General features: G+C 57.8%; 13 protein-coding genes. 5 read left to right on the top strand and 8 right to left on the bottom strand.

Translation table 11 applies throughout. The features are described 5' to 3' along the window. Window positions 1-6 precede the first annotated feature (6 nt). Together B150_RS0109340 and B150_RS0109335 are read right to left on the bottom strand one after the other, a co-directional pair. Window positions 7-435 (bottom strand): SEL1-like repeat protein, encoded by a 429-nt coding sequence (locus tag B150_RS0109340; RefSeq protein WP_020399651.1) that lies wholly within the window; start codon window positions 433-435, stop codon window positions 7-9. A 12-nt stretch (window positions 436-447) separates the two neighbouring features. Beyond that, the gene (locus B150_RS0109335; protein ID WP_020399650.1) at window positions 448-927 is read right to left on the bottom strand and encodes an Lrp/AsnC family transcriptional regulator; all 480 of its coding nucleotides are present in this window, start codon (window positions 925-927) and stop codon (window positions 448-450) included. A 281-nt stretch (window positions 928-1,208) separates the two neighbouring features. On the opposite strand from B150_RS0109335, the gene B150_RS0109330 reads away from it, so the two are divergent. From B150_RS0109330 to B150_RS0109320, 3 genes are all read left to right on the top strand, one after another. Continuing rightward, window positions 1,209-2,906, top strand: coding sequence for a hypothetical protein (locus B150_RS0109330; protein WP_155860019.1), 1,698 nt, complete (start codon window positions 1,209-1,211; stop codon window positions 2,904-2,906). 86 nt (window positions 2,907-2,992) lie between these two features. Next, the gene (locus B150_RS0109325; protein ID WP_162139682.1) at window positions 2,993-3,952 is read left to right on the top strand and encodes a TraB/GumN family protein; all 960 of its coding nucleotides are present in this window, start codon (window positions 2,993-2,995) and stop codon (window positions 3,950-3,952) included. A 118-nt stretch (window positions 3,953-4,070) separates the two neighbouring features. Continuing rightward, window positions 4,071-4,289, top strand: coding sequence for a DUF4287 domain-containing protein (locus B150_RS0109320; protein ID WP_020399648.1), 219 nt, complete (start codon window positions 4,071-4,073; stop codon window positions 4,287-4,289). Window positions 4,290-4,333: 44 nt separating this feature from the next. Here the strand turns inward: B150_RS0109320 and B150_RS23005 are convergent, their stop codons facing one another. From B150_RS23005 to B150_RS0109305, 3 genes are all read right to left on the bottom strand, one after another. After that, a complete protein-coding gene (locus B150_RS23005; protein WP_162139681.1) occupies window positions 4,334-4,807 on the bottom strand; it encodes a DUF2147 domain-containing protein in 474 nt (157 codons plus the stop codon). Between the two features lie 210 nt (window positions 4,808-5,017). After that, window positions 5,018-6,067, bottom strand: a complete 1,050-nt coding sequence (locus tag B150_RS0109310) for an AraC family transcriptional regulator (protein WP_026168295.1) — start codon at window positions 6,065-6,067, stop codon at window positions 5,018-5,020. A gap of 196 nt (window positions 6,068-6,263) precedes the next feature. Continuing rightward, window positions 6,264-6,950, bottom strand: a complete 687-nt coding sequence (locus B150_RS0109305) for a hypothetical protein (RefSeq protein WP_025896326.1) — start codon at window positions 6,948-6,950, stop codon at window positions 6,264-6,266. Between the two features lie 354 nt (window positions 6,951-7,304). On the opposite strand from B150_RS0109305, the gene B150_RS0109300 reads away from it, so the two are divergent. Continuing rightward, window positions 7,305-7,910 (top strand): peroxiredoxin, encoded by a 606-nt coding sequence (locus B150_RS0109300; protein WP_020399644.1) that lies wholly within the window; start codon window positions 7,305-7,307, stop codon window positions 7,908-7,910. A gap of 63 nt (window positions 7,911-7,973) precedes the next feature. Here B150_RS0109300 and B150_RS0109295 read toward each other — a convergent pair whose 3' ends face one another. From B150_RS0109295 to B150_RS20385, 3 genes are all read right to left on the bottom strand, one after another. Beyond that, the gene (locus B150_RS0109295) at window positions 7,974-9,287 is read right to left on the bottom strand and encodes an amidohydrolase family protein (protein WP_020399643.1); all 1,314 of its coding nucleotides are present in this window, start codon (window positions 9,285-9,287) and stop codon (window positions 7,974-7,976) included. A gap of 108 nt (window positions 9,288-9,395) precedes the next feature. After that, on the bottom strand, window positions 9,396-9,989 hold the full coding sequence (locus tag B150_RS22335; protein WP_020399642.1) for a TetR/AcrR family transcriptional regulator: 594 nt from the start codon (window positions 9,987-9,989) through the stop codon (window positions 9,396-9,398). Further along, the gene (locus tag B150_RS20385) at window positions 9,970-10,914 is read right to left on the bottom strand and encodes a sterol desaturase family protein (RefSeq protein WP_020399641.1); all 945 of its coding nucleotides are present in this window, start codon (window positions 10,912-10,914) and stop codon (window positions 9,970-9,972) included. The genes B150_RS22335 and B150_RS20385 overlap by 20 nt, the downstream gene beginning before the upstream one ends. Before the next feature lie 143 nt (window positions 10,915-11,057). On the opposite strand from B150_RS20385, the gene B150_RS0109280 reads away from it, so the two are divergent. Continuing rightward, the gene (locus tag B150_RS0109280; protein WP_020399640.1) at window positions 11,058-12,368 is read left to right on the top strand and encodes a M20/M25/M40 family metallo-hydrolase; all 1,311 of its coding nucleotides are present in this window, start codon (window positions 11,058-11,060) and stop codon (window positions 12,366-12,368) included. The last annotated feature ends 28 nt before the right edge of the window (window positions 12,369-12,396 follow it).

The raw sequence follows: 12,396 nt of genomic DNA, 5'->3' as shown, positions 1-12,396 counted from the left end.
CGAAACTCAGCCCTCATCCGGCGGTATGGCGTCAGGATATGCCGCCAAAAGCTCTTTGGCGCGAGTGCGGCACGCATTGATGGCCGTCTCATCCTTGCAGCGTGCCGTGAAGATATTGCCTGCCCCTTCGGTGTGGTTGAGTACGGCGATGAAATCCCAAGCCGCAGCGTCCGCCTCGCTGTAACCGTCTACATAGCCGCCACCAATGAACACAGCCACAAGGTGCTGTGCTTCGCCAATGCCGCCACAGGCCGCTTTCAGGTAATAGGCAAAGGCCTTTTCCTGATCCGGCTCTGTGCGGTCACCATGGATGAAGCGGCCGCCCAAATGAAATTGGCACCAGATATCCCCCTCGTCCGCACGGCATGTGAGGGTGGTGGTATCCAGTGCCTTGATTTCTGCCCACTCAGCAGATGATGGCAGGTGGGCGCTCATCGCTTGATGGTATCAGGGTACTTCAGGAAGCGGCACACCCGGTGTGTGCTTGCTTGTGCGGATGGTGAGCGAGGTTTTCACGCTGGCCACATTCGGTGACGGTGTCAGTTCGCTTGTCAGGAAGTGCTGGAACGACGCAAGGTCGCGCGCAACAATCTTCAGCATGAAGTCGATCTCGCCATTGAGCATGAAACATTCACGCACCATGGGCCAGCCCTGGCACTGCTTCTCAAACTTCTGCAAATCGCTTTCGGCCTGACTGTGGAGGCCTACCATGGCGAATACGGTCAACCCAAAGCCAAGAGATTCCTGATCGAGGTCCGCGTGATAGCCCCTGATGAAGCCTTCTTCTTCAAGCGCCCGTACACGTCTCAGGCATGGTGGTGCCGTGATGCCAACGCGTTCCGCGAGTTCCACGTTAGTAATTCGGCCTTCAGCTTGAAGGCACGACAGGATTTTGCGGTCGACAGCATCAAGTTTGACACGCCCCATCAGATAAACTCCTTGGTAAACATCCCCGCCCGATCTGCATACTACAGAAGCAAGTTTCGGAAATAAAGTTCCAAATTCACACAATTATATTTCGATCTTTAATCAACGCTGGCATCGCAAAACAATTTGGGTAGTATAAGCGCGCAGGGTGATTCGGGAGCTATATTCACCCCACCAGAAAAATTCAACAGTAAGCTAAATTACTGGTCAATTTCGGGACGAGACGGCCACCACATTGCCGCTTTTTGCGTGGTGTTGTGACAGTTGAAGTGGGTACAAAAGTGGGCAAAGCGTCAGCGTTCGACATGAATGCACTGGACAGTCGTATCAGGGAACTGGTCGCCTACGCGCGTGAGCGCGACGGGGAAGACCGGACCACGCTTTTCCGCAATCTTGTTGACCTTTTCCTCACCGGCAAAGCCCCCATGCGCGAACCGACGCGCGGCCAACTGCTGGACGTTATTGAAGCCCTGCTGCCCCATGTGGAAAGCGAAAGCCGCCGCACCGTGGCTGAGCTGCTGGCCGGGCAATCGAACCCGCCGATGGACCTTGTGCTCCGCATCTGTCGTGACCGCGCAAGCCTTGTGGAAGCCCTTCTCATCAACGCACCGTTTGACGAGGATGAAGTCATTGACCTCATCCGCGAAACGGGCCGCGAACACCACCAGATCATCGCCTCGCGCAGTGACCTCTCTGCCAATGTGTGGATTGCGCTGGCGCGTGCGGCACCCGCGGCACCGCCTTTTGATAGCCGGTCCACCCTCGCGCTGTGGCGCGATGACCTTGGCTTCCAGAAGGAAGGCGCGCCGCAACCGAGCGCGACTGTAACCGCGCTGCACCCAGAGAAAACCGCAAGCCTGCGCATTCTGCGCACCGACGAGGACCTGATTGCGGAACGCGTTTCAGGCAATAACCGTTTGAACGACACCCGCATGGTGGAAGCCGCCAACGACCAACCGGTCGTAAGCGAGCCTCTCGTCGCGACCGAAACACCAGAAGCACCGGAGCCGCCGCACGCTGCACCATCACCCGCACAAGCGGGCAGTGGTGACGGGGACAACGACCTTATTCCATCAGCAGAAGAAGACGCGCCGCTGCGTGACCCCGGCCCCGGCGGCTGGAGCTGGCGTAGCGACCGCGATGGTTTCATCACCGGCATTTCACCCTACGGCTGCAAGCTCCTTGGCAGTGTTGATGCAGCGCTCGGCATGGGCATGCTTGACCTTCTGGGCCTCAACACCAAGCTTGGGCACCCGGTCACGCGCGCGTTCCAGCGCCGCAGCACCATCCATGATGCACCGATCCACCTGCCGGACCTTGGCAAGACCCACCAGCACTGGACGCTGGAGGCGGAGCCCCATTTCAGCGTGGGCGGCGTGTTTGAGGGTTATGAAGGCGTCCTGACGCCGGTGATCGCCACCGCTGGCAGCGTGCATACGGCAATGGAAGACGAAGACCCGCTGTTCCTCGATGACCCTGAGCCGGCGCCGCGACGCGAGCGTGCGGCCAGGACGGCACCGTCGGCTGAAATCCAGAAAAACGTGCTCGATCGTAGCCGGGACGAGAAGATCGCCGCACCTGCCAGCCAGCCGGTGGACACTAAGCCGACGCCTGCACCAACACCGCGCACAAGCCCGATCAGCAACGCGCTTGGCTCCATGGCGGCAGCTGTGGTGCGTGAAGCGGTTGCCGAAACGCTCAAGACGCCGCTGACTCCGCGCGAGGAAAAAGCGCGCTATGCCGGGGACGAAGAAGACACCGCTACTGAAGCGCCGCAAGCACCAGCCGCGCCCGCTGCACCAAGCCAGCACCTGACCGGCGCGCCGGAAGAAGTACGCGCCGCGCTTGATATGCTTGAACAAGCCCTCACCCGTCTGGGCGAGGCTGCGAAAAGCGGGCAGTCCATGCAGGTGCGCCTGCAGTCCGAGATCGCCATGGCGTGCGCCCGCGCGCTGCGCGACCAGTTGGGCGACGACTAGGTCGCTTACTCCCTGCCATCACCGTTCCTTGATTTGGCCATGATCGAAGGTGAGCCTAGCGTGGATGTAAACCAGTTATGGAAGCCATGATGCCGCCATCACGCGCCCGCGCTATTGCCCTCACGCCTGCCCACCCTCGGCGGTTCAGACTGCTTGCCACTGCATTCCTGCTCCTGATCGGTGCGGCGCTGGCATTCCAGGCCGCCTATGCGCAGGACACCCCGGTCGCGCCAAAGCCTGCGCTTTGGAAGCTGGAGGATGCGGACAGCACCATCTGGCTTTTTGGCACCGCCCATAACATGAACCCCGCGATCCGGTGGCGCACCGCCAAGATGGATGCCGCATTCGCGGAGGCCACAATCTTCTACAGTGAAGCGCCTGTTGTGCAGGCGGACGGCGCGATGACGGAACCCCTCATCACGGAGTTTGGCATCAACCGGTCCAATGTGCCGTTTACCAAAAAGCTGAGCGCCCAAGCCAGGAAAGACCTCAAACAGGTTATCGCCAACCTTGGCATGACCGAGGAAGCCATCAGCCAGCTTGAACCCTACCGGCCGTGGCTTGCCGCTGGCATGCTGAGCGCTTTGCTAGGCCACAAAAAGGGCGACGACCCGGACGCCAGCGTGGACAAGGTCCTGTGGCGCGAGGCGGTCGAGAACGGCAAGATGCTAGGCTACTTTGAGACCCTCGAACAGCAATTCAGCGTGCATGGCGCCATGACACCGGAAGAAGAGCTGAAATATTTTGAGGATGGCTTGCGCCAACTCATTGAAGAGCCCAACCTGATCGATGAGATCACCGCCGACTGGCAAGCCGGACGCATCGAGGCGCTAGGCGAAAAGATGAACCGCGCGCTTGAGGGTCAGGAAAGTCTCAAAGAGCGCATGCTGGCCAAACGCAACCATGCCTGGGCTGAGAAGATCGCTGAGCTGATGGACGGCAGCGGCAAGGTTTTTATTGCCGTGGGCGCCGGCCATTTTGCCGGGTCCGAATCCGTTCAATCCCACCTCGAGGAACTGGGCTTCACCGTTACCCGCATTCAATAAGCAGCGCGGCCTCCCTTGCCGATTTTCCTCTTTTTAGACATATATGTTGATATCAACTTATATGTGATTTAGGAAGAAGGCATGACCATAAAAACCCGCAGTCACGCAAGAGGATAAAATGTCATTTCAAGGCTATCTCGATAACATCGAGAAAAAGACCGGGCAAAGCCCGTCAGACTTTCAGGCCCAGGCCGACGCCAAGGGCTTCTCGGACCAGGGCAAACTCAAACCCAGCACCAAAGCGGGAGAGATTGTTGCCTGGCTGAAGGCAGACTATGACCTCGGCCACGGCCACGCCATGGCCATCTACGCCTACCTCAAAGGCAAACGCGACTAGGCCCGCGCACCACGGCGCAGGCCTAGCCCAAACGTGTTACCGGATCAGTTTTCCGCCATCAGTTTGGCAACGCGTGAGGCCACCGTGGCTTCATCCACGCGGGTCCATGTGGTGTTTTCACACAGGCCGCGTTTGCATTCGCTCACTTCAAGGCTGCCGTCCTCAGTCATCGACAAGCGGCCATCCTCACCACGGCGTTTGCCGGGTTCGTAAATCTGGCCACCGGCCCAGATTTCACCCACCGCACGGAAGCGCTTGAGGATCACCTCATCCACTTCCGCTGCATCCTCGGCCCATACGATGGTGCCGCACAGTTTTGAGGTCTTGGCGCTACAGGGCGCGACCTCGATCATTCTGCCCCCACCGGACGATTGCCAGAATCCGGTGGGGCCTGAAGCAGAAGCATCGCCTGAGGGCCCGGCGTATGCTGCCGTTGCCATCAGGGCTGTTGCCACCACCCCAAGGGAGAGGGTTTTAAAAGAAGAATTCAGGTTTGAAAGTCGGGCTGACACGCTCATGTCCATCTCCTCGCTGTCGTCACTCCGTCACACACGCCGGCGGCGGTTCTGGCGAGGCCCGAACTTCGGTTCAGGCCGGTATGCCGCTGCTTGGCGTCCGGATATGATTTAGGGATGATGTGCGCCTGAGGGCTTGCCGATTTCGAAATCGGAATGAGTTTTCAGTTTTCAGCCAGCTTTTTCAGAAATCAGCGAGCGAATTGCCGCAGCCTAGGCCGCGCCCGAAAGCACATTGCGGCGGTATTCAGATGGGGTCAGCCCAGTGCGTTCCTTGAAAGCCCGGTTGAACGGCCCGAGGGAGCCATAACCAAGGTCCATCGCAATGGTGAGCACGGGCACATGGCGTGCGTCTGTGTCCGCCAGCCGTTCCTGCGCCGCGGTGATGCGGTGATGATTGAGGAAGTCTGAGAAATTACGAAAACCCAGATGCTGGTTAATCAGCCGCCGCAGCCGGTGTTCCGGCATTTTAAGCTTGTCCGCCAGAACGCTTATTGTAAGCCCGGGTTCAAGATAGGCTTCGCTCGCGACCAGCGCCTCAAGTGCCTTGAGGTCATAGCGATCTTCTCTTGGTGCGGCCTTCGGGGTTTCCCCCCCCGCGGCATCACCAAAGACAAACAGATCGATTCCCTCGGGGCCCGAGATGCGCCATAGCACAAAAAAGGTGATGCAAAAGAACGAGGCTGACTGCAGCGGCAACAAATAGCGCTTCCACCCCATGTCGAGGAGCCATACCTCTGCAATCATGATACCGAGCGAAATAACCACAACCGAGATGACAAAAATGCTGCGGAACTTCATGCGCGTGCGCATCAGGTCATCCGCCCTGCCCTGCCATATCATATAAACCAGGTGCAGCAGCGTCCCTATCACGATAGCGCCGGAGAGAATGTTGCCCGCCACGTTCAGCGGCTCATCCGCCCTGAAGTGGCTGATGGCAATCATACCGCCAGCCAACAACTTCACCCCCAGCACCAGCCAGTGCCAGGACTTCAACTCGAAATGATCGTCGAACTGGGACAGGCAAAACAGCCAGGCAAAGACACCGTTCATGAAGCAGAGAGGAAAAAGAACGATATCCGTCTCAAGCCCAAAAATTGTAATGGCTGACTTGGAACATAGAAGGTAGGCGATATTGCTGATGGCCAGAACGGCACCAAGACGCCCCCGGATATGGCCGCAGAAATCGCGGATGACCAGAACGGCAAGCCATAACAACAAGCTCATGCAGCCGTATCTCAGTACGTCATCAAGCGTTTCCAAAGGTACCCCCCACCTTATACCACCGAACTTTATCCATATAGGGAAATGCGTCGCCAAAAACCAGAGGTGCGGGTGCTCCTATATTCGAAATGCAGTACGGGAGCGAGCCCCGGCGACACCATAAGTCTAACAGTTGTATATCCATGGTGAGGCCAATTGCGAATGCGGCTAGCAATGAACTATCTGGCGTTACACTTTATTTCTTGAGCTTACCAGTCTCGGACCTAATTGAAGCAGTGATGCCTTGCATGAGGCCCAACAGATGTTGCAACTCATATTCCACTTGCTTCATTTCGTCCCGCACTCGTGCAATTTCACCACTCAACATGCGTTCGTTAACGAGTCTGATGCCATCAACAGTGAAGTTGTGGTATCCGCTACCACTCCCAAGGTTAGGAGCCGCCAATGCGCGGAGCTCGGATCTGAGCCCCTCTAACCTACCTAGCTGCAATTGGAAGTCCGCACTGAGGTGTGTCATGTGCACAGAAAGCGCGTCATTCAATGCCTTTTGCACCGCGACTTTATTCTGCTCTATCGAAATTCTGCGCAGTTCGCTGTGCCCCTCGTTTGCAGCTTTGAGTTCGGCGACTGTCGCGGCGAGTTCCTTTCTTTGCAGTCGGTAAGCAGCGACCAGAACGCTTAAGGTGATAAGGGAAATTAGTGGGTTAGCAAACCCTCCAAAAAAATCTCCCGCGGCACCCCAATCTGCAGCCGACTTAGACAGCTTGAGTCCTGCAACATGCAAAAAATGGAATGCATAGATTCCAAACAGTACGGCAGCTACTGCAAAACCTCGAGTGTATATCGATACAGTCCAATCTTCAGATTTAAATGGGTTCGCCCAAGTGGGCTTTGGTTTCTCTTTGGATAGTTGATTGTCCATACCCCCTCCACACATTGAATGCGCCGCGTTGATTATGCGCTGCTGGGTCGACATTGCAAACCTCTCACTATATCGAGAGTACGCTAAGGCGCTTCCGCGCTACAACGCATCCCTGCAATTGCCACTTGCACATTGTGCACGCACCACCTATAAAAACATAAATCCACTAATAAAGTTGATTATTAATCGCATTCTTCGATTATAGAAATCGACCAATCCCGGTTGCAATTGAGCTCAAGAAGCATAATGTTAGCACCGCTGGCGCGCCAGATGACTCGCCCAAGGGTGAGTGACGGCACAAGCGCCTAAACAGTTTTGAACCTTTATTTTTCACCTTAAATCAAGGAGGGACGCATGGCCGTTCTCGCAGCAAAACCAGCTCCGGATTTCAACGCTGTTGCCGTTATGGAAGATGGCAGCATCAACGAAAACTTTAACTTCAAAGAATACCTGGACGGCGACTACGGTCTGCTGTTCTTCTACCCGCTCGACTTCACCTTTGTGTGCCCGTCCGAGATCCTCGCATTCCACAACCGCATGAAAAAGTTCAAGGAACTTGGCGTGAAGGTTGTTGCAGTATCCGTAGACAGCCAGTTCAGCCACATCGCATGGCGCAACACGCCGACCGCTGAAGGCGGCCTCGGCCCGGTTGACTTCCCGATGGTTGCTGACATCACCAAACAGATCGCACGCGACTATGACGTTCTGATCGAATCTGACGGCGTTGCGCTCCGCGGCACCTTCCTTATCGGCAAAGACGGCCTCGTGTGGCACCAAACCGTAAACAACCTGCCGCTTGGCCGTAACGTTGACGAATTTGTACGTCTTGTTGAAGCCCTGCAGTTCCACGAAGAGCACGGCGAAGTTTGCCCGGCTGGTTGGAACAAAGGCGACGAAGGCATGAAAGCTGACGCTGCTGGCGTTGCTGCATACCTCGGCAAGAACGCTGACAAGCTCTAAGCTTGACGAAAGATACCTGTCAGGAAAGCCCCGGAACTCTCCGGGGCTTTTTCTTTTGTGCGTCTATTCCGCTTTTTGCAGCAGGGCTGCGCGGTCGACCACATCACCGTCCTTGATCACAAGGCTGATGGTCTGTGTGTTGCTGATATCGTCAAGCGGGGACGCGTCAAACACCACAAGGTTCGCAAGCGCGCCCTCTTCCACACCATAGTCAAGGCCAAGGAAATCGGCCGCATCAGTGCTCGCCGCCTTGAGGACTGCAAAACTGTCTAGGCCCGCATCCGAGAGCAGGATCATCTCCCGGTGCACGCTGTAGCCCTGCACAGTGCCCCAGTTGCCGCCGTCGGTGCCCAGAAGGATAGGCACACCAGCCTCCGCCAGCGCGCCCACTGATGTCAGCCGCACCTCAGCCTTGGCTTTGCGTTCGTCATAACTGTCGCGGTAGCGACCGATATTCTTCTCATCCCTATAGGCGGCCTGCACCCGCTCGCTCGCCAGCGCTTGCGCCATCGGCGCTTCAAGGATTGAGCTATCAAAGAAATAGTCGAGATATTCATTGTGGACCGTGATGGTGGGAATGCTCACCGTGCCGTGCGCTTTCAGAAGGGCGGGCATGTCCGCGGGCATGTCGCCCTCGGGCGTGTGGGTCACCGCCGTCGCGCCTGCTTCCACCGCTTCGCGCATATCCTGCCATGTTTGAACGTGCACGACCGTTTTGATGCCGTGTTTGCTGGCCTCGGCAATACCCGCCGTCAAGGTGGTGTTATTGATGGACGGCATGTCATCACTTTGTGAATAGACAAACTTGACCACGTCCGGCTTTTTGGCCGCCAGTTCCGCGACCGAAACACGCGCTTCCTCGGGCGTGCTCATGGTGCGGGTTGGCACGCCATATTCGGTACAGTGACCATTTGGTGCCGTCAGGCACGACAGGCTGGCATAAAGGTCCGCGCCGCCAAACTCGCCCGCCTTTTGCGCCGCGCGCAGAGCCGCGAGCCCTTCCTCATGACCAAACAGGTCCAGGAAGGCCGTGGTGCCCGCGTAAAGATAATGGGTGGCGACGGTGGGTGTGCCCAAGCCCTCCGGCCGGTTGCCCGGTACAGCGTCACCAAACGAATGGGTATGCAAATCAACAAAGGCTGGCGCCAGCCACTTGCCATCAAGCGCAATCACCTGCCCGTCAAACCCGTCTGGCGCTGACGCCGGATGGCCCGCAATGCGACCCTCACGGATAAGAATATTGCCGGTCTCAACCGTGCGTGTTTCAGGGTCGATGATATGGGCGCCTGTCAGGAACAGGTCATCCGCATCGGCAAAAACAGGGGTAAAGCCCGCAGCCGCGACAATTGCCGCGCTGATCAGGGACTGAAATTTCATGTATTTTCTCCTCGCGTTACAGGCGCTTGTGGTCGCGCCCTTCTACACACATTGGGTAGGGACGCGTCAATTCAACCCTTTGAGGATATTTGGTTTTCGGAAAACCACCTATGGCTTCAACAGGATCGCAACTGCATCCGCCGCAAGCTTGGCAAAGGCCTTACACTCACTATCGCCGTCCACTGCAAGGCGACCAACAAAACCTTCATACACAGCCGTCAGCAGGGCCAGAAGGTCCGCGGCAGGGCGCGCCTTTGTCACGCTACCTTGAGCCTGCCCGCGCCTGATGGCTTCCAGCAGGCATTCCTGCAGCGCAGCATCGGTTGCCACCAACCGCTCGCGAACAAGCGCGTTCCGTCCGGCCTCCGCCGTCAGCTCCACATAGAGCCGGGCATCGGCCGCGTTCGTGTCTTCAACCATCAGCCGGATCGCGCCCGTGAGCGCTTTCTGGGCATTGTCGGTTTCCGCCAGATAGGCCGCAAGCTCGGCAATCTCCTCCTGCTCGCGGGCGGCAAGTCCCTCGATAATCTGGTCCTTGCTGGGGAAATAATTATAGACCGCGCCCGCAGACAGTTTCGCCTCGCCACAAATCTGGCGCATGCTCGCACGGTGAAAGCCGTGGCGCACAAAAACACGGGCCGCAGCATCGAGTATCTCGTTGCGCCGCTTCTCCGTCAGCGCTTCATCTTTTGTGCGCGGCATTTCTGTCCTTCCTCAAACCCACATTCTCGCCCCGCACGATGGTGCCGGGCGGCGCGAACAGGCAACGAGCCATCTCGCTCAGGCTTCTTGCCTGCACGAGGTCGCGCCCGATGGCAATAAATTCATGGAAGTTGAGCACAAAGGGATTGATGCTTTCAACCGGTTCCGTGATGCCGAAGGTAACCGGCTCCTCCTCCACCTCGTAGGTACCGAACAGCCGGTCCCACACCAACAGGATGCCGCCGTAATTCTTGTCCAGATACTTGGGGTTAGACCCGTGGTGCACCCGGTGGGCGGAGGGTGTGTTGATCACCCCCTCAAACCACCCGAGTTTGCCGATTGCCTGTGTGTGTATCCATGTCTGATAGCTTGCCACCACCGCCAGCGCGATAAAGGTGGCAAGCGCATCAAAACCGACCAGTAGCATGGGGACAAAAAACAGCCATTCAAACACCCCCTCCAGCCACGACAGGCGGAAGGCCGTGGTCAGGTTATATTCGGGCGACGAATGATGGGTGACATGATAGGCCCAGAATAGCCGAACCTCATGTTCGGCCCTGTGCATCCAGTAATAGGTGAAATCTGCGAGCAGGATCGCAACCACCCACATCATCGGCGTCATGGAAATCTCGAAAAGCGCAAAGGGTGCAATCAGGCCCTGCGTCAAAAACAGTACCAGGCCAAAGGTCATGAGGCTTGAGAGCTCATACCCGACCGCCACCAGTATGTTGGCGACCGTCTCACCAACGCGCCGCCCGGTGGCACGCATCATATCCCAGCCAAACTCGAATATCGCCAGCGGTACAAACACAAGGGTCGCCCATTCAAGAAACGTGATCCAGGGCGCATAGTGTGTGGCAAGCATATCAAGCTTGGCCATCAACGGGTCCATCTGGGCGGCACCCGTCATTATCATGTCCGGCATGGTACTTCCTTCGCTGCAAGCTTATGTATTTTGTTGATTTTATATATAGAACGATCGTTCGTTTTATCAATAGGAAATTGCATCGCCGGCCCTCGCGCGCTAGCGTGTGGCCCAAGGGACAACACGACATAAGGGGAGACACCATGTTTCACACATCCGCGCGCCACATGCTGGCCGCATCCGGCCTGGCGCTGAGCCTTGCCCTGCCCGCCACCGCACAGCAAACCTTGAGCGCGGAGGAGGAAGCCATCAAACAGGCGGTCGAGGCGGACTTCGACGCCCAGCTCGTTTTCCTTGAAAAAATCGTCAACATCAACAGCGACACCCGCAACCCCGAGGGCGTGCGCGAGGTGGGCAAGGTGTTCGACACCGAGTTCAAGGACCTTGGTTTCACCACAAGCTGGATCGACATGCCGGCCGAGATGGAACGTGGCGGCCATTTTGTTGCGACCCACGAGGGCACACCGGGCAAAAAGGCGCTGCTCATCGGCCATATCGACACCGTGTTCCCGACCACCAGCCCGTTCCAGAAGTTCGAGCGTGAAGGTGGCCGCGCCACCGGCCCCGGCATTGTGGACATGAAGGCGGGCGACGCCATCATCCTCTATGCGCTCAAGGCCCTCAAGGCCACCGGCAATCTGGAACAAGGCAGCTACAAGGTGTTTTTCACCGGCGACGAGGAATCGACCGGCAAACCGCTTGATGTCTCCCGCCATGACCTGATCGAAGCCGGGAAATGGAGCGACTTTGCGCTCAATTTTGAGGGCAGCGGCGACGGCACGGCGGTGATCGGCCGCCGCGGTGCGTCCGGCTGGTCGCTGACCACGAGCGGCACACGCGCGCACTCAAGCGCCATTTTCAGCGATAGCGTAGGCGCCGGTGCCATTTTCGAGGCATCCCGCATCCTGCACCGCTTTTATAATGAAGTACGCGGCCCGTTCGGCCTGACCTTCAACCCCGGCGTCATCGGCGGCGGCACCTTTGTCGACCAGGGCGCCAACCCGGCGGCGCAGAACGCTTACGGCAAGGACAATGTGGTCGCGCAGAAAACCGTGGTGCATGGTGGCCTGCGCTTCATGAGCGAGGCCGACAAGGAAGCCGCGCGCGCCAAGATGCGCGAGATCGTGGCCGACCACCTGCCCGGCACATCGGCTGAAATCACCTTCGAGGACAGCTACCCCGCCATGACAGAAAATGACGCCAGCCGCCGGATGCTAGGCGTATTCAGCGATGTGAACGTGGCGCTCGGCCACGGCCCGCTGACCGCCTATCCACCGGAGAAACGCGGCGCGGCGGATTCCAGTTTTGTTGCCCCGCACACACCGACGATGGACGGCCTTGGCGGTTTTGGCGGCAACGGCCACACGCCCGAGGAATGGCTCGACCTTGAGAAACAGAAGTTCGCCACCGTGCGCGCAGCCATCCTGCTGTACCGCCTGATGCGCGAAGAGTAGACGCGGCATATAACGGTGACGATGCCCC

It is taken from the genome of Kordiimonas gwangyangensis DSM 19435 = JCM 12864 (assembly GCF_000375545.1).
Classification (GTDB): domain Bacteria; phylum Pseudomonadota; class Alphaproteobacteria; order Sphingomonadales; family Kordiimonadaceae; genus Kordiimonas; species Kordiimonas gwangyangensis.
The sequence above is the reverse complement of the archived record's forward strand: the minus strand, read 5'-3'. Positions and strand labels throughout refer to the sequence as shown.

Bases quoted from the DNA above. Each gene is read 5' to 3' on its own strand.
- B150_RS0109295 (WP_020399643.1), bottom strand. From the start codon at position 9,287: ATGAAATTTCAGTCCCTGATCAGCGCGGCAATTGTCGCGGCTGCGGGC.
- B150_RS20385 (WP_020399641.1), bottom strand. From the start codon at position 10,914: ATGCCGGACATGATAATGACGGGTGCCGCCCAGATGGACCCGTTGATG.
- B150_RS0109305 (WP_025896326.1), bottom strand. From the start codon at position 6,950: ATGGACAATCAACTATCCAAAGAGAAACCAAAGCCCACTTGGGCGAAC.
- B150_RS22335 (WP_020399642.1), bottom strand. From the start codon at position 9,989: ATGCCGCGCACAAAAGATGAAGCGCTGACGGAGAAGCGGCGCAACGAG.
- B150_RS0109335 (WP_020399650.1), bottom strand. From the start codon at position 927: ATGGGGCGTGTCAAACTTGATGCTGTCGACCGCAAAATCCTGTCGTGC.
- B150_RS0109320 (WP_020399648.1), top strand. From the start codon at position 4,071: ATGTCATTTCAAGGCTATCTCGATAACATCGAGAAAAAGACCGGGCAA.
- B150_RS0109340 (WP_020399651.1), bottom strand. From the start codon at position 435: ATGAGCGCCCACCTGCCATCATCTGCTGAGTGGGCAGAAATCAAGGCA.
- B150_RS0109280 (WP_020399640.1), top strand. From the start codon at position 11,058: ATGTTTCACACATCCGCGCGCCACATGCTGGCCGCATCCGGCCTGGCG.
- B150_RS23005 (WP_162139681.1), bottom strand. From the start codon at position 4,807: ATGAGCGTGTCAGCCCGACTTTCAAACCTGAATTCTTCTTTTAAAACC.
- B150_RS0109325 (WP_162139682.1), top strand. From the start codon at position 2,993: ATGATGCCGCCATCACGCGCCCGCGCTATTGCCCTCACGCCTGCCCAC.
- B150_RS0109300 (WP_020399644.1), top strand. From the start codon at position 7,305: ATGGCCGTTCTCGCAGCAAAACCAGCTCCGGATTTCAACGCTGTTGCC.